Source organism: Pseudomonas flexibilis, from assembly GCF_000802425.1.
GTDB lineage: Bacteria > Pseudomonadota > Gammaproteobacteria > Pseudomonadales > Pseudomonadaceae > Serpens > Serpens flexibilis.
The window spans coordinates 42,558-61,496 of record NZ_JRUD01000031.1; the positions used below are offsets into that span (position 1 = coordinate 42,558).

Annotated in this window: 13 protein-coding genes, 4 tRNA genes and 1 pseudogene; 3 read left to right on the top strand and 15 right to left on the bottom strand. The window is 64.8% G+C overall.

Features of this window, described 5'->3' with window-relative positions:
• Nucleotides 1-62 precede the first annotated feature (62 nt).
• Together SF06_RS16680 and SF06_RS16685 are read left to right on the top strand one after the other, a co-directional pair.
• Nucleotides 63-3,302, top strand: coding sequence for an EAL domain-containing protein (locus tag SF06_RS16680; protein ID WP_052199859.1), 3,240 nt, complete (start codon nt 63-65; stop codon nt 3,300-3,302).
• A 281-nt stretch (nt 3,303-3,583) separates the two neighbouring features.
• Complete coding sequence (locus SF06_RS16685; protein ID WP_027590149.1) at nt 3,584-3,913, top strand: Arc family DNA-binding protein; 330 nt, start codon at nt 3,584-3,586, stop codon at nt 3,911-3,913.
• Nucleotides 3,914-3,974: 61 nt separating this feature from the next.
• On the opposite strand, the gene mgtE is transcribed toward SF06_RS16685, so the two are convergent.
• The gene (gene mgtE / locus SF06_RS16690; protein ID WP_027590150.1) at nt 3,975-5,417 is read right to left on the bottom strand and encodes a magnesium transporter; all 1,443 of its coding nucleotides are present in this window, start codon (nt 5,415-5,417) and stop codon (nt 3,975-3,977) included.
• A 325-nt stretch (nt 5,418-5,742) separates the two neighbouring features.
• Between mgtE and SF06_RS16695 the strand changes: the two genes are divergently transcribed.
• Nucleotides 5,743-6,195, top strand: coding sequence for a DUF4124 domain-containing protein (locus tag SF06_RS16695; protein ID WP_027590151.1), 453 nt, complete (start codon nt 5,743-5,745; stop codon nt 6,193-6,195).
• A 37-nt stretch (nt 6,196-6,232) separates the two neighbouring features.
• Here SF06_RS16695 and SF06_RS16700 read toward each other — a convergent pair.
• The 14 genes and pseudogenes from SF06_RS16700 to SF06_RS16765 all read right to left on the bottom strand — a co-directional run.
• A tRNA-Arg gene (locus tag SF06_RS16700) sits at nt 6,233-6,309 on the bottom strand.
• 77 nt (nt 6,310-6,386) lie between these two features.
• A tRNA-Arg gene (locus SF06_RS16705) sits at nt 6,387-6,463 on the bottom strand.
• Nucleotides 6,464-6,539: 76 nt separating this feature from the next.
• Nucleotides 6,540-6,616: transfer RNA gene (locus SF06_RS16710), tRNA-Arg, on the bottom strand.
• A gap of 32 nt (nt 6,617-6,648) precedes the next feature.
• Nucleotides 6,649-6,739, bottom strand: a tRNA-Ser gene (locus SF06_RS16715).
• 71 nt (nt 6,740-6,810) lie between these two features.
• Nucleotides 6,811-6,996, bottom strand: coding sequence for a carbon storage regulator CsrA (gene csrA, locus SF06_RS16720; RefSeq protein WP_003283978.1), 186 nt, complete (start codon nt 6,994-6,996; stop codon nt 6,811-6,813).
• 164 nt (nt 6,997-7,160) lie between these two features.
• On the bottom strand, nt 7,161-8,405 hold the full coding sequence (locus tag SF06_RS16725; protein WP_027591468.1) for an aspartate kinase: 1,245 nt from the start codon (nt 8,403-8,405) through the stop codon (nt 7,161-7,163).
• A 99-nt stretch (nt 8,406-8,504) separates the two neighbouring features.
• The gene (gene alaS, locus SF06_RS16730) at nt 8,505-11,129 is read right to left on the bottom strand and encodes an alanine--tRNA ligase (protein ID WP_039562747.1); all 2,625 of its coding nucleotides are present in this window, start codon (nt 11,127-11,129) and stop codon (nt 8,505-8,507) included.
• A gap of 135 nt (nt 11,130-11,264) precedes the next feature.
• Nucleotides 11,265-11,552, bottom strand: a complete 288-nt coding sequence (locus tag SF06_RS16735; protein ID WP_027591470.1) for a hypothetical protein — start codon at nt 11,550-11,552, stop codon at nt 11,265-11,267.
• 76 nt (nt 11,553-11,628) lie between these two features.
• On the bottom strand, nt 11,629-12,654 hold the full coding sequence (astA, locus tag SF06_RS16740; protein WP_027591471.1) for an arginine N-succinyltransferase: 1,026 nt from the start codon (nt 12,652-12,654) through the stop codon (nt 11,629-11,631).
• Between the two features lie 37 nt (nt 12,655-12,691).
• Entirely contained in the window at nt 12,692-13,714 is a 1,023-nt protein-coding gene (aruF, locus tag SF06_RS16745; RefSeq protein WP_027591472.1) for an arginine/ornithine succinyltransferase subunit alpha, read from the bottom strand.
• Between the two features lie 22 nt (nt 13,715-13,736).
• On the bottom strand, nt 13,737-14,960 hold the full coding sequence (locus SF06_RS16750; protein WP_039562748.1) for an aspartate aminotransferase family protein: 1,224 nt from the start codon (nt 14,958-14,960) through the stop codon (nt 13,737-13,739).
• Nucleotides 14,961-15,079: 119 nt separating this feature from the next.
• Nucleotides 15,080-16,069: a GlxA family transcriptional regulator gene (locus SF06_RS16755; RefSeq protein ID WP_027591474.1), complete on the bottom strand. Its 990-nt coding sequence runs from the start codon at nt 16,067-16,069 to the stop codon at nt 15,080-15,082.
• Between the two features lie 153 nt (nt 16,070-16,222).
• Entirely contained in the window at nt 16,223-18,178 is a 1,956-nt protein-coding gene (gene acs / locus SF06_RS16760; RefSeq protein ID WP_027591475.1) for an acetate--CoA ligase, read from the bottom strand.
• 272 nt (nt 18,179-18,450) lie between these two features.
• Nucleotides 18,451-18,834, bottom strand: a pseudogene (locus SF06_RS16765) (DUF2931 family protein); the annotation flags it as partial.
• Between the last annotated feature and the right edge of the window lie 105 nt (nt 18,835-18,939).

Sequence of the window (18,939 nt, forward strand, 5' to 3'; positions counted from 1 at the left end):
GGAGGTCAGGAAACGGAGAATATGGGTGGGCGTTTATGTGGTTGACGATAAGTGAGCGCACCATGCTGACCCAGAATGCCGGAGCGGACGCACCACCCCACGACAACGGGGTGCTGGAAGCGGCACTGGACTGCGCGCGACTTGGGATCTGGCTGTGGGATCCGACCTCCGGCCAGGTCAGCTGGGCCCACGGCACCCACCACCCTTTTGGCCTGCGCCAGGCACCGCCCTCCTCCGCGCGCCAGTACCTGCGCCTGATTCCTTCCCGCGAACGGATCCGCGCCTTGCGCTATTTCCGCCGCATCCTACGCGGCGAGATCCTGCCGCCGATGACCCAGCACATACACTGGCCCGGTGGCGGCCATCACTGGCTGGAAATCGGCGCACGGATCCATGCCTTGCCCGACGGCCGCCTGCAGCTCACAGGGGTGGCCCGCGACATCACGCTGCACGCGGAACGCACCCCGCACGACGACATTTTCACCAAGGCGTTTCGCCAATCGCCGGACCCCATCGCCATCAGCGAACTGCGTTCGGGACGACTCATCGAGATCAACAAGGGGTTCATCAGCACCTTCGGTTGGAGCCGGGAGCAGGCGATCGGCCGTACCTCGGAGGAGCTGAACCTGTGGGTCGATGCCCGGGAACGCGAGCGGATGGTCGAGCAGCTGGCCCGACATGGCAGCCTGCATGACTTCGAGGCGCGCCTGCGCCGGCGCGACGGCAGCATCGGCAACTTCTGCTTCTATGGCGCTCCGATCGAATTGCACGGGGCGCCCTGCCTGGTCACCACGGTGCGCGACGTTTCGCAACTGCGCGCTCAGGAGCTGGCCCTACGCGACAGCCGCGAGCGCCTGGCCCTGGCGCTGGAGTCGGCCAACCTGGGCACCTGGGAGTGGCATATACCCACCGACAACCTGCAGGGAACGCCTCGCGCCTTTGCCATGCACGGCCTCGTAGTCCCCGAGGCGGGCTGTGACTTCCGCACCTTTTTCCGAACCGTGCACGAGGACGACCGGGAGAACCTGCGCCGCGCCTACCGCGGGCTGCTGACGGGCAGCGAAAGCGAATGTCGGCTGAGCTACCGCGCGCGCACGCCCAGCGGCGAGATACGCCACCTGGAAAGCACCGCGCGGCTGTACCGCGATGCCCAGGGTACGCCCTTGCGCATGACCGGCATCCTCAACGACATGACCAGCAGGGTGCTGTACGAACAGCGGCTGCGCGCCTCGGAAGAGAAATTCTCGACCCTGTTCCAGAGCAGCCCGGTGCCTATCTCGGTGTCCGAGCTGGAAAGCGGTCGGTTCGTGGACATCAACCCCAGCTTCAGCGAGGTCTTCGGCTGGCAGCCGGCCGAGATCATCGGCCAGTCCTCCCGCACGATAGGCTTCTGGGAGGACTCACAACGACGCAGCGAAGTGATCGGCGAACTGAACAGGAAGCGCGTCCTGGACGGCGCCCTGGCCCGCTTCCGCAGCAAGGACGGTCGCAGCATCACCTGTCTGATCTCCTGCCGCTACCTGGAGATGCACGGCGACTGCTACGTCGCCATCTCGTTCCACGACATCACCCGTCTGCAGCAGGCTACTCGCGCCCTGCAGGCCAGCGAGGAGAAGTTCGCCAAGGCGTTCCACTCCAGCCCCGACGCCATTTGCCTGCTGGAGCGGGACGGGCAGCGTTTCCTTGAGGTGAACGAAGGCTTTCGCCGACTGACCGGCTACACCCCGGAAGAAGTCACCGGTCGCAGCGTGGCTGATCTGCGGCTGCGGATCGATCCGCAGCAACGTCAGGAAATCCTCGACAGCATTGCCAGTACCGGCCGCCTGCCCCGCACCGAGGTTCATCTGCTGGATCGCGACGGCCGCGAGAAGTTCGCCGAGGTCTCGGTCGAGACCCTGCGCCTGGATGGTGGCGAATGCCTGTTGGTCACCGCCCGCGACATCAGCCAGCTCAAGGCCGCCCAGGCGCAAATCCAGCACCTGGCCTACCACGATCCACTGACCAACCTGCCCAACCGCGCCCTGCTGCTGGATCGCCTGACCCAGCAGATCGCCCTGCTCAACCGCCACAACCTGCGCGGCGCGGTGCTGTTCATCGACCTCGATCATTTCAAGCACATCAACGACTCGCTGGGCCACCCGGTCGGCGACGCGGTGCTCAAGATGCTGACCGCACGACTGGAAGCCAACGTCCGCCTGGAAGACACGGTGGCACGTCTGGGCGGCGACGAGTTCGTGGTGCTGCTGTCCGGCCTGGAGGGCAAGCGTGCCCAGGTGATCCGCCAGGTGCGCCAGGTGGCCGAGCAACTGCGCGCACACCTCGCCGAACCCATGGACGTCGAAGGCCATCCCCTGCAGGTCACCAGCAGCATCGGCGTGGCGCTGATCCCCGATCACGGCACCAGTCCCGACGACCTGCTCAAGCGCGCCGACATCGCCCTGTACCGCGCCAAGGACTCGGGACGCAACCGCCTGCACCTATTCCGCAGCCGCATGCAGGAGCAGGTGAGCGAACGACTGCGCATCGAGAACGACCTGCGCCAGGCCCTGCAGCGCCAGCAGTTCGAGGTACGCTTCCAGCCGCAGGTGGATACCCGCAGCGGATGCATCGTCGGCGCCGAAGCCCTGCTGCGCTGGAACCACCCCGTTTACGGCATGCAATCCCCGGAATCCTTCATCCAGGTGCTCGAGGAAAGCGGCCTGATCCACGACGTCGGCCTATGGGTGCTCAACGAGGCCTGCCAGACCTGCGCCCGCTTGCTGGACGAGACGCTTATCCAGCGCGGCCGGTTCAGCCTGTGCGTCAACATCAGCCCCCGCCAGTTCCGCCACCCCGAGTTCTACGAGGGCATCGAGCGCTGCCTGAGCCGAAGCCGCCTGCCTGCTCATATGCTCAAGCTGGAGATCACCGAGAACGTGGCGATTCGCAACGTCGAAGACACAGTGAACAAGATGCAGCGCCTCAAGCGCCTGGGCATCGGCTTCGCCATGGACGACTTCGGGACCGGCTACTCGTCGCTCACCCAGCTCAAGCGTCTGCCGGTGGACGTGCTGAAGATCGATCAGTCCTTCGTGCGCGACGTGCCCCTCAACGGCAACGACAGCGAGATCATTCGCGCCATCATCGCCATGGCCAACAGCCTGGGCCTGCAGACCATCGCCGAGGGCGTGGAGCGCAGCGAGCAGTTGGACTTCCTGCGCGGCGAGAACTGTCAGTTGTACCAGGGTTACCTCTTCAGCCAGCCCCTGCCGCTGGCCGAGTTCCGCGAGGTACTGGCCCGCCCACCGCGCACGGGACAATAGGCCTGGGTTCGCCAGCTGCGTGCTGGCTCACAAAAACACCCACGTCCTGCACGGAAAAGAATCCGGTTTGCGGCTGCACTCGCAAGAATGGACCACTGGTGCTGGCAAAAAGCCTTTAGCTGTACCAGAATATTTATGCCTTGATGTGAGCGTGTCAGAAGTCACAACTTCTGCACGGATATAAACGAAGTTTGTTGATGAACTTAAAAACGCTGCCATTGTCAAACCTTGCGGTTTTGAGCCTTCAACATTCATTCCTAGAACTAGATCGGTGATCAGAAATGCGACCCATGAAACAGGCTATCTACTCCAGCCGTACCGCTGACAAGTTCGTTGTCCGTTTGCCCGACGGCATGCGCGATCGCATCGCCGAAGTGGCCCGTCTTCATCACCGCAGCATGAACTCCGAGATCATTGCCCGGCTTGAGCAGAGCATGCAGCAGGAGGCCTCGCTGAGCGACGATCTGGCACTGCGCCTGGACAGCCCAGAGCTGACCCTGAGCGAACGCGAGCTGCTGCAATGCTTCCGTCAACTGACCCGCCGCCAACAGAACGCCCTGGTTGCGCTGATTGCCAATGACATGGAAATGGCCGGCGGACAAACGCACTAAGCGCTGCAACTTTCAGGCAATAAAAAACCGGCCTTATGGCCGGTTTTTTATTGCCGTGCTTTTACATGAGGAACAGCGTTGCCAGTCCGAGGAAGATGAAGAAGCCCCCACTGTCGGTCACGGCAGTAATCATCACACTGGCCCCCATCGCGGGATCACGCCCCATGCGCGCCAGGGTGATCGGAATCAGCACGCCCATCAGCGCGGCCAGCAGCAGGTTGAGGGTCATGGCCGCCGTCATCACCAGGCCCAGCGACCAGCTGTCGTACAGCCACCAGGCCACCGCGCCGATCACCCCACCCCACAACAAGCCATTGGCCAAGCCGACGCCCAGCTCCTTGCGCAGCAACCAGGCGGCGTTGCCGGAGCCGAGTTGGTCCAGCGCCATGGCACGCACGATCATGGTGATGGTCTGGTTGCCGGAATTCCCACCGATGCCAGCCACGATGGGCATCAACGCGGCCAAAGCCACCAGCTTCTCGATGGCACCGTCGAACAGGCCGATGACTCGCGAGGCAACGAAGGCCGTGACCAGGTTCACCGCCAGCCAGGCCCAGCGGTTGCGCACCGACTTCCAGACCGAGGCGAAGATGTCTTCTTCTTCGCGCAGACCGGCCATGTTGAGGACTTCACTCTCGCTCTCCTCACGGATCAGGTCGACCATCTCGTCGATGGTCAGACGGCCGATCAGCCTGCCCCCCTTGTCGACGACCGGGGCGGAGACAAGGTCGTAGCGTTCGAAGGCCTGGGCGGCGTCGTAAGCGTCCTCGTCGGGGCTGAAGGTCACCGGATCATCGGCCATCACCTCGCCTACCTGGCGCTCCGGGTCATTGACCAGCAGACGCTTGAGCGGCAACACGCCCGTCAGGCGACCGTCGTAGTCGACCACGAACAGCTTGTCGGTATGCCCGGGCAGCTCCTTGAGACGGCGCAGGTAGCGCAGCACCACCTCCAGGCTGACGTCTTCACGAATGGTGACCATCTCGAAGTCCATCAGCGCGCCGACCTGGTCCTCCTCGTAGGACAGCACCGAGCGCATGCGCTCGCGCTGCTGCGCATCGAGGCTTTCCATCAGCTCGAGGACGACATCGCGCGGCAGTTCCGGCGCCAGGTCGGCCAGCTCGTCGACGTCCATTTCCCTGGCGGCGGCAAGCAGCTCGTGGTCTTCCATGTCAGCGATCAGGGTTTCCCGGACCGCATCGGATACTTCGAGGAGAATGTCGCCGTCACGCTCGGCCTTGACCAGCTGCCAGACGGTCAGGCGCTCATCGAGCGGGAGGGCTTCGAGGATGTAGGCGATATCCGCCGGGTGCAGCTCATCCAGCTTGCGCTGCAACTCCGTCAGGTTCTGACGGCGCACCAGGTCATCGATGACCTCCTGGTTGCTGGCGTCCTGGCGATGGGCCAGGTTCTCGACCAGGCGATGCCGGTGCAGGAGATCGACTACCTGCGCGAGGCGGTCTTGCAGGCTGTCCTGGGTTTTCTTGACTTCTACTTCGGTCATTGACGCACTCCACCCCCACTGGCAGAGCGCGCCGAAGGGGGCCTTAGTCCATACGCGACAGGGCGAACGAGATTACGGATAAGTAACTACTGGGTAAGTCCATGGTGGGCGGATTTCCAAAACCCCTTCGGGGCGGAGCCGGGGATAATAGCACTGCCTGAGGCCGCTGCGCTCCACGGAAGTTCGATGGAGCCAGCAAAAAGTCAGGTCATTCACCGGATGCGTTTTGCGACGCGCCCACTTTGCAACAGGACACATGCCACGGGAGCAGGATTCCGCGTACCGACTACACTCGCCCCGCAAAAAAACGAAGGAGTAAAAAGCCATGCAGGGATTGCATGCATTGATCTGGGGAGTGCTGCTGGTTGGCGTGCCGCTGACCAGCCAGGGCGCGAACTACTACCGCTGCGTAGATGCTCAGGGTCGCGTGAGCTTCTCGGACCACGGCTGCCCGAACGGTGAAGCACTGCGCCTGCAGCCGGCGAACAGCCTGCCAGCCCCCTCTCCCCAGCCGCACCATCCGAACCGGGGCAAGGTCAGCGGCCAGGAGCAGGCGCTGCCCTGTGGCGGCCTGCTGAATGCCCAGGAACGACGCACCGCCATGGTCCGCCAGGAGATCCGCGCCGGCCTGAGCCGCGCCGACATCGAGAGCGCACTGGGAAAACCTGACAGGATCACCCGGAACCACGGCCTGACCCGCTATCAGTACACGGACAGGAAGGGCGGCACGCGCACCGTTCGGTTCGACGAGCACGGTTGCGTGATGGCAGGAGGCTGAAAAGCAAAAAGCCCGCATTGCTGCGGGCTTCTCAATGTGGCGGACTCAGGAGGATTCGAACCTCCGACCGCTCGGTTCGTAGCCGAGTACTCTATCCAGCTGAGCTATGAGTCCGTCGTTGGCGCTTGATAAACCAGATCACCGCTGGCTTGACGCTTACCTGATCGCTACAGGAGCCATCCGGTAAAAGATGGCGGACTCAGGAGGATTCGAACCTCCGACCGCTCGGTTCGTAGCCGAGTACTCTATCCAGCTGAGCTATGAGTCCGTCTTGGTGCTTGGTAAACCAGATCACCGCTGGCTTGACGCGTACCTGATCGCTGCAGGAGCCATCTGGTAGAAGATGGCGGACTCAGGAGGATTCGAACCTCCGACCGCTCGGTTCGTAGCCGAGTACTCTATCCAGCTGAGCTATGAGTCCGCAAAACGCTGCTTGCCCAGGCAAGCAAATAATGGCGGAGAGGGGGGGATTCGAACCCCCGACACCCTTTTGAGGTGTACTCCCTTAGCAGGGGAGCGCCTTCGGCCACTCGGCCACCTCTCCGCAACACGGGGCGCATGATATACAGCTTTACCCCGCTTGCAAAGCCCTAAGTTTGAAAAAACTTAGAAAAATTAGTGGCTTGGTTCCTGGTCCTTCTCTTTCTGGATGCGCTGGTAGATTTCTTCGCGGTGAACGGCCACCTCTTTCGGTGCGTTGACGCCAATGCGCACCTGGTTGCCCTTGACGCCCAGAACGGTGACGGTGACATCGTCACCCACCATAAGGGTTTCCCCTACCCGACGGGTCAGAATCAGCATTCCTTTTCTCCTTACACGGATGTTTCGATTCAATCTGCAAAAAACAAAAGGGGCCTCATCCACGCAGCGCGTGCAATCGCCCAAATATTGACCAGCCCCCCGAAGACAGTTCCGGCAGGCCGGCCAAAAAAGACGGAAGGCGCGATTCGCGCCTTCCGGGAACCTCAGTTCTTTTCCTGGCTGACCGGTGCATCCAGCTCGAAGGCGGTATGCAGGGCACGCACTGCCAGCTCCAGATACTTCTCCTCGATCACCACGGACACCTTGATTTCCGAGGTGGAGATCATCTGGATGTTGATCCCTTCCTTGGCCAGGGCTTCGAACATGCGGCTGGCCACACCGGCGTGGGAGCGCATGCCGACACCCACGATGGAGACCTTGGCAATGCTCGGGTCGCCATGCACGACGCGCGCGCCGATCTCCGACGCGGTCTTTTCCAGGATGCGCAGCGCGTTGTCGTAGTCGACCTGGTTGACGGTGAAGGTGAAGTCGGTGGTGTTATCGTGCGCGACGTTCTGCACGATCATGTCCACCTCGATGTTGGCCGCGCTGATCGGGCCGAGGATCTTGAAGGCCACGCCGGGGGTGTCCGGCACGCCGCGGATGGTCAGCTTGGATTCGTCGCGGTTGAAGGCGATGCCGGAAATGATCGGCTGTTCCATGGATTCCTCTTCATCATCGATGGTAATGAGGGTGCCCGGACCCTCCTTGAAGCTGTGCAGGACGCGCAGCGGGACGTTGTACTTGCCGGCGAACTCGACCGAACGGATCTGCAGCACCTTGGAACCGAGGCTGGCCATTTCCAGCATCTCCTCGAAGGTGATCTTCTCCAGCCGGCGCGCGCGGGACACCACGCGCGGATCGGTGGTGTAGACGCCGTCCACGTCGGTGTAGATCTGGCACTCATCCGCCTTCAGGGCGGCGGCCAGCGCCACCGCCGTGGTGTCCGAGCCACCGCGACCCAGGGTGGTGATGTTGCCCTGCTCGTCCACGCCCTGGAAGCCGGCCACCACCACCACGCGCCCGGCCTTGAGGTCGGCGCGCAGGCGCTGGTCGTCGATCTGCAGGATGCGCGCCTTGGTGTGCGAGCTGTCGGTGAGGATGCGCACCTGGCTGCCGGTGTAGGAAATCGCCGGGACGTCGCGCTTGATCAGCGCCATGGCCAGCAGGGCGATGGTCACCTGCTCGCCGGTGGACACCATCACGTCCAGTTCGCGCGGGACCGGCCGGCCATCGGTAATCTGCTTGGCCAGATCGATCAGGCGGTTGGTTTCGCCGCTCATGGCGGACACCACCACGACGATATCGTCGCCCCGCTCGCGGAATTTCTTGATCTTGTCAGCCACCTGCTGGATTCGCTCGACGCTGCCGACAGAGGTGCCGCCAAACTTTTGTACGATCAAAGCCATGTCATCAAACCATCTGAGTCCCTGGGGGCGCCCATCTGACCCCGGAGGGGTCTTGAGAACGGGACAGGCCGGACGCGCTGCCTGCCCCGCTGGCTGTCGTTACAGCCCCTGTTCAGCGAAACCGCGTACCAGCGCCAGCGCGGCATCCAGCTGCGCGGCATCGGTGCCGCCGCCTTGCGCCATGTCCGGGCGACCACCGCCCTTGCCGCCGACGGCCGCGGCCGCCTGTTTCATCAAGTCGCCGGCCTTGAGCTTGCCGGTCAGGTCCTGGGTGACACCGGCCACCAGCACCACCTTGTCATCCTGTACGCCACCGAGCAGCACCACGGCGCTGCCCAGCTTGTTCTTCAACTGGTCGACCAGCGCCAGCAGCGCCTTGCCGTCCAGGCCGTCGAGCCGCGCGGAGAGCACCTTGGCGCCCTTGATCTCCACGGCCGATCCGGCTAGGTCGTCGCCGGCGGCGCTGGCTGCCTTGGCCTTGAGCTGCTCCACCTCCTTCTCCAGCTGGCGGTTGCGCTCCAGCAGGGCGGACAGCTTGTCCAGCACGTTCTCGCGGCTGCCCTTGACCAGATTGGCGGCTTCCTTGAGCTGCTCTTCGGCGCCGTTCAGGTAGGCCAGCGCCAGCTCGCCGGTGACTGCCTCGATACGCCGCACGCCGGCAGCCACGCCGCCTTCGCTGACGATCTTGAACAGACCGATGTCGCCGGTGCGCGACACGTGGGTGCCACCACACAGCTCGACGGAGAAGCCGCCGCCCATGGTCAGCACGCGCACCTGGTCGCCGTACTTCTCGCCGAACAGCGCCATGGCGCCCTTGGCCTTGGCGGTCTCGATGTCGGTTTCCTCGACGTCTACCGCGCTGTTCTTGCGGATCTCGGCGTTGACCAGGGCTTCGAGGGCACGGATTTCCTCCGGCTTGATGGCCTCGAAGTGGCTGAAGTCGAAGCGCAGGCGCTGGCTGTCCACCAGCGAGCCCTTCTGACTCACGTGCTCGCCGAGGATCTGGCGCAGCGCGGCGTGCAGCAGGTGGGTGGCGGAGTGGTTCAGCGCGGTGGCTTGGCGCACCGAGGCGTCGACCACGGCCTGTACCGAATCACCGACCTTCAGGCTGCCGGCATCCAGGATGCCGTGGTGCAGGAAGGCGCCGCCGGCCTTGCGGGTGTCGCGCACGTCGAAACGCACACCGTCCAGGCTCAGGTAACCGCAGTCACCGGCCTGGCCGCCGGATTCGGCATAGAACGGCGTCTGGTCGAGCACCACCACGCCCTCCTCGCCCGCGCTCAAGCTGTCGACCTTCATGCCTTCCTTGAACAGCGCCAGCACGGTGCCGGTGCCGGAAGTGCCCTGGTAGCCGGTGAAGCGGGTTTCGCCCTCCACCTTGACCAGGCTGTTGTAATCCAGATCGAAGGCGCTGGCCGAGCGGGCGCGCTCGCGCTGGGCCTGCATCTCGCGCTCGAAGCCTGCCTCATCGACGCTCAGCTCGCGCTCGCGGGCGATGTCGGCGGTCAGGTCGACCGGGAAACCGTAGGTGTCGTACAGCTTGAACACCACTTCGCCCGGAATCACGCTGCCGGACAGCTCGGCCAGGTCCTGCTCGAGGATCTTCAGGCCCTGCTCCAGGGTCTTGGCGAACTGCTCCTCTTCGTTCTTCAGCACGCGCTCGATATGCGCCTGCTGCTGCTTGAGCTCCGGATAGGCTTCGCCCATCTCGGCGGCCAGGGCGGCGACGATCTTGTGGAAGAAGGTGCCCTTGGCGCCCAGCTTGTTGCCGTGGCGGCAGGCGCGGCGAATGATACGGCGCAGCACGTAGCCGCGGCCTTCGTTGGACGGCGTCACGCCGTCGGCGATCAGGAAGCCGCAGGAACGGATGTGGTCGGCCACCACCTTCAGCGAGGCCTGGCCTTCGTTGGCGCAACCGATCGCCTGGGCGGCGGCGTCGAGCAGGCGCTGGAACAGGTCGATCTCGTAGTTCGAGTTCACGTGTTGCAGCACGGCGCTGATGCGCTCCAGGCCCATGCCGGTGTCCACGCTCGGCGCCGGCAGCGGGTGCAGGACGCCGTCCGCGGTGCGGTTGAACTGCATGAACACGTTGTTCCAGATCTCGATGTAGCGGTCACCGTCCTCTTCCGGAGAGCCGGGCGGGCCGCCCCAGATGTGTTCGCCGTGGTCGAAGAAGATCTCGGTGCACGGGCCGCAGGGGCCGGTGTCACCCATCGCCCAGAAATTGTCCGAGGCGTAGGGGGCACCCTTGTTGTCGCCGATGCGCACCATGCGCTCGGCCGGTACGCCGACTTCCTGGGTCCAGATGTCGTAGGCCTCGTCATCGGTGGCGTACACCGTCACCCAGAGCTTTTCCTTGGGCAGGTTCAGCCACTTCTCGGAGGTCAGGAACTCCCAGGCGTAATGGATGGCATCGCGCTTGAAATAGTCGCCGAAGCTGAAGTTGCCCAGCATTTCGAAGAAGGTGTGGTGGCGTGCGGTGTAGCCGACGTTTTCCAGGTCGTTGTGCTTGCCACCGGCACGCACGCACTTCTGGCTGGTGGTGGCACGGGTATAGGCGCGCTTCTCCAGGCCGAGGAAGCAGTCCTTGAACTGGTTCATGCCGGCGTTGGTGAACAGCAGCGTCGGGTCGTTCGCCGGAATCAGCGAACTGGAGGCCACACGGGTGTGCCCCTTCTCTTCGAAGAAGCTCAGGAAGGCTTCACGGATTTCTGCGCTTTTCATAGATTCATCCGAGGGAAAAACGGCGAACGGCCAGCCACCACGGGACTGACGGCAAAGGGCGGCATTATATAGGCCCGGACCGCGAACTGCAGGGGTTTATGCAATTGGCAAGGGCTATCGCAGCCGCTGCGCTCATCAATGATCGTGGCCGCAATCGGGGCCATGCACATGGCCCTCGTCCTCATCACCCATCGGCTCCATTTCCAGCTGGATACCCACCAGATTGCTGGCCAGCGGGCGCAGCACCAGGTTGGCGTACTCGCTGTCGCCTTCCTCGGTGTCCACACCGATCAGCAGCTGGCCGCTGCCATCCTGCTGGATCCACACCTCGCGGCCCTGCCAGAGCACCGCAAAGCGCTCGCAGCTGGCCGGCTGCTGCTGGCCATCGGCGTCTTCAAGGATCAGTTGCAGGGATTGGCTCATGACAAAACTCCTCAGGAAAAAGAAAAGCCCGAAGGCGGCTCGGCACGCTTCGGGCATCTGAACAAAGGGGTGAAACTCAGACGGGCAAGGCGATCGGCCGCAACGGCACGGCACGCACCTGGGCACCTGGCTGCAACTGCAGGCGTGCGGCGGTCTGCGGATCGACCACCAGCGAACCGGCGGCCATGCGGGCCGGGCCGACCGTCACACGACAATCTTCGCGCTTGCGGTTGTGAATCAGGTAATCGATGGCGTCGTCACCGGGCGTACCCACCGCCAGCACCGCCAGGCGACTGTCGCGGATCGCACGGATGCGGTCGGTCTCGCACTCCAGCGCCGGACCACCGTCGAAGATGTCCACGTAGCCCTGATGGCGGAACCCTTCGCTCTTGAGCATGGTCAGCGCCGGCTCGCTCTCGGCGTGCACATGGCCGAGGACCGCCCGCGCTTCCTCGGTGAGGAAGCAGGTGTAGAGCGGGAACTTGGGCATCAACTGGGCGATGAAGGCCTTGTCGCCGACCCCGGTCAGGTAGTCGGCGCGGTTGAAATCCATCTTGAAGAAGTGCCGGCCGAGACTGTCCCAGAACGGCGAACGCCCCTGTTCGTCGGAGATGCCGCGCATCTCGGCGATCACCCGGTCGGCGAACAGCGCGCGGAACTCAGCCAGGAACAGCAGACGCGCCCGCGACAGCAGGCGGCCGTGCTGGCCACGGCGGAAATCGGCGTGCAGGAACAGCGAGCACATCTCGGTGCTGCCGGTCAGGTCGTTGGCCAGGAACAGGGTGGGGATCTCTCGATGGATGCGCGGTTCAAGCGACGCGCAGACCATCAGGCCCAGCCGGTAGTTGTACCAGGGCTGGCGCAGGCCGACCGCACCGGTCATGGCGGAGATGCCCACCACCTCGCCGTCATCGCTCTCCAGCACGAACAGGTAGTCGGCGTCGGCCCGCTCGGCCTCGCCGCGAAAGCTCAACTCGGCCCAGCGTACCCGCTGCGCCATGCGTTCCTCGCTGGCGGGCAGGGAGGTCAGGCCGGCGCCGGCACTGCGTGCCAGCTCGATCAGGGCCGAGAGGTCCGTGTTGCGCACGGGACGAACGATCATGCTTCCTCCGCCGGCCCGACGAATTTATGGGCCTGGTTCATAACGCCACCAAGCGCACACTGGCGCCTTCGCCGACGCCCAGCGCCTCGGCGGTGGTGCGGTCGAGGTACAGCGGCATGCCCGGCTCCCAGTCCAGCTCGACCAGCAGCGCGCGGAAATCCTGCAGCAGCCCGTTGGCGACCAGCCAGGTACGACCGCCCTGCGCCAGCGGCGCATCGCTCAACTGCACCTCCAGTTGCTGGCTGTGCACGATGGACCGAATCGCCGAGGTACGCGCGTGCAGGGTCGGGCCGCCGTCGAAGATATCGATGTAATGCTCGGTCTCGAAGCCTTCGCGGGTGAGGATGTCGAAGGACGCCTGGGCATCGGGATTGACCTCGCCCATGGCCTCCTGGGCCTCATCGGACAGCAATGGCACGTAGATCGGGTAGTGGGGCATGAGCTCGGCCAGGAAGCTGCGGCTCTTCACACCGGACAGGTGCTCGGCCTCGGCGTAGCTCATGCCGAAGAAGTGGCGGCCCACGCCATCCCAGAACGGCGAATCGCCCTGGGCGTCGCTGATGCCGAGGATGTCGACCGCAACCGAGTCGGCGAAGCGCTCCGGATGATCGGCGACGAACAGCAGGCGGCCCCGGGAAATCAGTTCGTCCGCCGGCGGCGGCGCCTTGTCGGCCTCGACAAAGAAGCTGTCGAGCAGGCTGTTGCCGGTCAGGTCATGGCACAGCGACAGGGCGTGGGTCTTGTTGTGGATGTTCAGCTCGCGTGACACGTGCACGAACGTCTCGTTGCGAAAGCTGTAGAAGGGCTCCGTGTAGCCAGCCGAGGCCACCAGCCCTGAGCAGCCGACCAGCCCGCCGCGCGCGGTGTCCTCCAGCACGAAGAAATAGGTTTCCTCGCCGTTGAACGCCACCTCGGCGGCGAACGACGCCTCCGAGGCAAGGATCTTTTCGCGCAGCCGGTCGGCGGAATCCGGCAGCGAGGTGACACCCACCGGGCTGATCGCCGCCAGGCGCTGCACTTCGGCCAGGTCGGAAAGTTGCGCGGGGCGCATCACCAGCATGCTCAGAGTCCTCCGCCCGCACTCAGCCCTGGGTGGTCAGCCGGGCCACCGCGCGCTCGAAGCGCTGCAGGCCCTCGTCGATGTCCGCCTCGTCGATCACCAGGCTGGGCGCGAAGCGCACCACGTCCGGACCGGCCTGCAGCACCATCAGCGCTTCCTTCTCGGCGGCCGCCAGCACCTGCCCGGCCTTGCCCAGCCACGGCTCGCTCAGCTGCGCGCCGATCAGCAGGCCACGACCGCGGATCTCGGAAAAGAGGCCGTACTGTTCGCCCATACGCTGCAGGCGCGCCCGGAAAATCTCGTGGCGCGCCTTCACGCCGTTCAGTACCTCGGGGGTGTTGACGATTTCGATCAGGGCGTCGGCCACCGCGCAACCCAGCGGGTTGCCGCCATAGGTGGTGCCGTGCACGCCCACCGAGAAATGCGCCGCCAGCGCGCTGGTGGTCAGCATCGCGGCAATCGGGAAGCCGCCGCCGATGCCCTTGGCGCTGGTCAGGATGTCCGGCACCACACCGTGGTGCATGTAGGCATACAGGTCGCCGGTGCGGCCGACACCGGTCTGCACCTCGTCGAAGATCAGCAACGCGTTGTGCTTGTCGCACAGCCGGCGCACGCCTTCCAGGTAGGCCTGGTCGGCCGGGCGAATGCCGCTCTCGCCCTGGATCGGCTCAAGCACCACCGCGCAGGTGCGGTCGGACATGACGGCTTCCAGCCCGGCCAGGTCGTTGTAGGTCACATGGGTAATGCCCTGCGGCTTGGGCCCGAAGCCGTCGGAATACTTGGTCTGCCCGGCCACGCTCACGGTGAAGAAGGTGCGACCATGGAAGCTGTTGTAGGCCGAGATGATCTCGTGCTTGTCCTCGCCGAAACGGTCGTGGGCCACGCGACGGGCCAGCTTGAAGGCCGCCTCGTTGGCCTCGGCGCCGGAGTTGCAGAAGAACACGCGCTCGGCAAAGGTCGCGTCCACCAGGCGCTTGGCCAGACGCAGGGTCGGCTCGTTGGTGAACACGTTGGAGATGTGCCAGAGCTTGCCGGCCTGCTCGGTCAGCGCCTCGACCAGCCGCGGGTGGCAATGGCCCAGGGCGTTGACGGCGATGCCGCCGGCGAAGTCCACCAGTTCTCGACCGCTCTGATCCCAGACTCGCGAGCCCAGACCGCGCACCGGAATGAAGGGCGCGGGGGCGTAGTTGGGCACCATGAACTGATCGAAATCGGCGCGCTGAATCGGCGCGGGCTTAGCGGACATCGGGAGCGTCTCCTGCCATGTCTGGCCATCTGAAAGGGAGTGGAAGCATGTGCTCGGCGGGCCGAACGGCCCGGGAAGCGCAGTTTATACACTGTGGCAGCGGGCGAAAGCCTGCCAGGCTAATTTTCAGTGTGCTTGCCAATCGCGTTGGCCTCCTGGGCCGCGCCGCTGCGGTGCTGGTTGCGGTCCTCGCGCGGGGTGGTGCCGAAGAAGTTGCGATAGGCGCTGGAAAAGTGCGGACCCGACGAGAAGCCGCAGGACAGGCCGATCTGGATGATCGACTTGCTGGTCTGCATGAGCAACTGGCGGGCCTTGTTCAGGCGCAGCTCCAGGTAATACTGGCTGGGCACCCGGTTCAGGTATTGCTTGAAGATCCGCTCCAACTGACGGCGCGACACGCAGACGTGCTGGGCGATCTCGTCGGTGGTCAGCGGCTCCTCGATGTTGGCCTCCATCAGCATCACCGCCTGGGTCAGCTTGGGATGGCTGGCGCCGATGCGGTTCTGCAGCGGCACGCGCTGGCGCTCGCTGCCTTCGCGGATGCGTTCGACCACCAGCTCCTCGCTGACCGCGCCGGCCAGTTCCGCGCCGTGGTCGCGACCGAGCATGGCCAGCAGCAGGTCGAGCACCGCAAGGCCGCCACAGGCGCTCAGGCGGTCACGGTCCCATTCGAACAGGTGGCTGGTGACGATGGCCTTGGGAAAGCGTTCGGTGAAGTCGTCCTGCCAGCGCCAGTGCACCGCGCTGCGGTAGCCATCCAGCAGACCCAGCATGGCCAGCGGATAAACCCCGGCGGACAGACCAACCAGCGTGCAGCCCTGCCGGGCCAGCTGGCGCAGGGCAGCGGCCAGGGGTGGCGCAATGTTCTGCGGCGGCTCGTCGGCCACCAGGAACAGCCGGCTCATGCCTTCCATACGCTCGTCCCACACGCCGCCGGGCAGGCGCCAGGCGGTGCCGCTGCCCTCTTCGTCCTCGACCTTGAAGAACTGCAGGTCGTAGGCCGCCTCGGGATGGATGCGCCGCGCCACGCGCAGGGCTTCATCGGCCAGGGCCAGCGTGATCGCCCGGGTACCGGGCCAGACAAGAAAACCAATGGTGGGGACAGTCATTGCGGCTGGCTGATGTCCAGGTACGGACGCATTCTGTGGCCCGGAGGAAAAGAGCGCATTCTAGGCCGCCGCGCGCCGGAAGTCTCGCGGCATTCGTAACCCGGCGACACACCTGCGCGCCAGCGGCGCAGGGCGTCGCCCGTTGCCTGTCGCTCAAGCCGTCCGCAGCTGCCGGTGCCGATCCACCAGTTGCTGCACCACCGAGGGGTCGGCCAGGGTCGAGGTGTCGCCCAGGCCGTCGTAGTCGCCGGTGGCGATCTTGCGCAGGATGCGGCGCATGATCTTCCCCGAGCGGGTCTTCGGCAGCCCGGCCGCCCACTGGATGACCTCCGGCACGGCAATCGGACCGATCTCGTGGCGCACCCACTGGCACAGCTCCTGCTGCAGTGCATCGCTGCCGGCCACGCCCTCCATGAGGGTGACGTAGACATAGATGCCCTGCCCCTTGATGTCGTGGGGCACACCGACCGCGGCTGCCTCGGCCACCTTGGGGTGGGCCACCAGTGCGCTCTCGATCTCGGCAGTGCCCAGGCGGTGGCCGGAGACATTCAGCACGTCGTCCACCCGGCCGGTGATCCAGTAGTAGCCGTCCTCGTCGCGGCGCGCGCCATCGCCGGTGAAGTACATGCCCTTGTAGGTCTTGAAGTAGGTGTCCACGAAACGGTCGTGGTCGCCGAACACGGTGCGCATCTGCCCGGGCCAGGAATCGAGGATCACCAGGTTGCCCTCGGCTGCGCCCTCCAGCAGGTTGCCCTGGTTGTCGACGATGCCCGGCACCACCCCGAAGAACGGCCGGGTCGCCGAGCCGGGCTTGAGGGCGGTGGCCCCCGGCAGCGGCGAGATGAGAATGCCGCCGGTCTCGGTCTGCCACCAGGTATCGACGATCGGGCAGCGGGAACGGCCGACGGTTTCGTAGTACCAGTGCCAGGCCTCCGGATTGATCGGCTCGCCCACCGAACCGAGCAAGCGCAGGCTGGAGCCGTCGGCGCCCTCCATCACCGCCCGGCCCTGGGCCATCAGCGCGCGGATCGCCGTGGGGGCCGTGTAGAGGATGTTCACCTTGTGGCGGTCGATGATCCGCGCCACGCGGGTGACGTCCGGGTAATTGGGCACGCCTTCGTACATCAGCGTGGTGGCGCCGTTGGCCAGCGGCCCGTAGATCAGGTAGCTGTGCCCGGTGACCCAACCGATGTCGGCTGTGCACCAGTAGACCTCGCCGGGCCGGTAGTCGAACACCCGCTCGTGGGTCAGCGCCGCGTACAGCAGGTAACCGCCGCTGGTGTGCAGCACGCCCTTGGGCTTGCCGGTGGAGCCGGAGGTGTAGAGCACGAACAGCGGGTCCTCGGCGGACATTTCCTTGGGCTCGCAGTAGTCGCCGGCCACCTTCATCAAGTCCTCGTACCAGACGTCGCGGTGGGCATGCCAGGGAATGTCCGCGCCGCTGCGCCGCACCACGATCACCTTGCGCACGCTGTTGGTTTCCGGGTGGGTCAGCGCCTCGTCGACATTGGTCTTCAGCGGCAGGTGGCGGCCGCCACGCAGCGCCTCGTCGGCGGTGATCACCACCTTGGAGCGGCAGTCGATGATGCGCCCGGCCAGCGCCTCCGGCGAGAAGCCGCCAAACACCACCGAATGCACCGCGCCGATGCGCGCGCAGGCCAGCATGGCCACGGCGGCCTCGGGAATCATCGGCATGTAGAGGGTCACCAGGTCGCCCCGGTGCACATCCTGGCCGCGCAGGGCGTTGGCGAAGCGGTTCACTTGCTCGTACAGCTCGCGGTAGGTGATGTGGCGGACATCGCCGGGCTCGTCGCCCTCCCAGATGATCGCCACCTGATCGCCTCGCTCGGCCAGATGGCGATCCAGGCAGTTGGCGGAGACATTCAGGGTGCCGTCGGCGAACCACTTGATGTCCACGTGGTGATCATCGAAGGAGGTCTGCTTGACGCGCGTGAAGGGCTTGATCCAGTCCAGGCGCTGGGCCTGTTCGCGCCAGAAACCGTCGGGATTGATCACCGACTGCTGGTACAGGGCCTTGTAGGTGGCCTCGTTGGTAAGGGTGCGGGCAGCCTGTTCGGGGGTGACGGGGTAAAGGGACGCGGCAGCCATGGCGGTTCCTCTTGTCATATGCAATGGCGGACCCGCGGCCGATACGTCCCGGACTCGACTGCGGGAAGGAAGCGGATTCGCCAAGGAGCATAGACCCCGAAATGTGACGGGGCCGACAGCGGCGCTTTAGCTGGCAGGCACCCCACTCCCATGTTCATCACATTCTGTACATTTCCCGCACACCTTTGAGCACGTAGCAGCCTGCAGGGTCGATATCGCTGGCGGCGCTGGCTGCCAGGGACAGAACCAGCAGCAAACAGCCCAGCAGACGCTTACCAGGAGCCATAGGGAATGCCGTGCTTTTCGATGTAGGCCTTGGCGGCGGGCTCCAAGGGAAGTGCATAGCGGCCCTGCATCTTTCCCTGATATGGCCCCAGCGGTTCGGTTTCGGCTTGGGCGCGGAGGATTTCAATGGGATTCAGGCAGGACCCCATTACCCATGCGCGAACAATGCCGCCTGGCGCCAACCCAATGACGATGGCTTCGCGGTAATCCTCGGTACGGCCGCTGGCCGGACACTTTGCCGGTTCCTTGCGCCGCATGATTTCTCGTGTGACGTCCGGGATGTCGAGACTGACGCGGTAGGTTTGTGGTTCTGCCAGGGACTGCCACCGGATGTCGATGCGCCGAGGTAAATCCAGCCCAGATAAATAACGGCCCGCACCCCAGCCGAAACGCTCTGGCCCCCTCTCCTATACACCACTGCCGCTTCCGCGGACCACCGGGCGGTCACTCGCTGGGGGCGGTTCGTGTTAGACTAT

Bases quoted from the DNA above. Each gene is read 5' to 3' on its own strand.
- SF06_RS16695 (WP_027590151.1), top strand. From the start codon at position 5,743: ATGCAGGGATTGCATGCATTGATCTGGGGAGTGCTGCTGGTTGGCGTG.
- csrA (WP_003283978.1), bottom strand. From the start codon at position 6,996: ATGCTGATTCTGACCCGTCGGGTAGGGGAAACCCTTATGGTGGGTGAC.
- SF06_RS16735 (WP_027591470.1), bottom strand. From the start codon at position 11,552: ATGAGCCAATCCCTGCAACTGATCCTTGAAGACGCCGATGGCCAGCAG.
- SF06_RS16680 (WP_052199859.1), top strand. From the start codon at position 63: ATGCTGACCCAGAATGCCGGAGCGGACGCACCACCCCACGACAACGGG.
- acs (WP_027591475.1), bottom strand. From the start codon at position 18,178: ATGGCTGCCGCGTCCCTTTACCCCGTCACCCCCGAACAGGCTGCCCGC.
- SF06_RS16685 (WP_027590149.1), top strand. From the start codon at position 3,584: ATGCGACCCATGAAACAGGCTATCTACTCCAGCCGTACCGCTGACAAG.
- aruF (WP_027591472.1), bottom strand. From the start codon at position 13,714: ATGCTGGTGATGCGCCCCGCGCAACTTTCCGACCTGGCCGAAGTGCAG.
- alaS (WP_039562747.1), bottom strand. From the start codon at position 11,129: ATGAAAAGCGCAGAAATCCGTGAAGCCTTCCTGAGCTTCTTCGAAGAG.
- SF06_RS16725 (WP_027591468.1), bottom strand. From the start codon at position 8,405: ATGGCTTTGATCGTACAAAAGTTTGGCGGCACCTCTGTCGGCAGCGTC.
- astA (WP_027591471.1), bottom strand. From the start codon at position 12,654: ATGATCGTTCGTCCCGTGCGCAACACGGACCTCTCGGCCCTGATCGAG.
- SF06_RS16755 (WP_027591474.1), bottom strand. From the start codon at position 16,069: ATGACTGTCCCCACCATTGGTTTTCTTGTCTGGCCCGGTACCCGGGCG.
- SF06_RS16750 (WP_039562748.1), bottom strand. From the start codon at position 14,960: ATGTCCGCTAAGCCCGCGCCGATTCAGCGCGCCGATTTCGATCAGTTC.
- mgtE (WP_027590150.1), bottom strand. From the start codon at position 5,417: ATGACCGAAGTAGAAGTCAAGAAAACCCAGGACAGCCTGCAAGACCGC.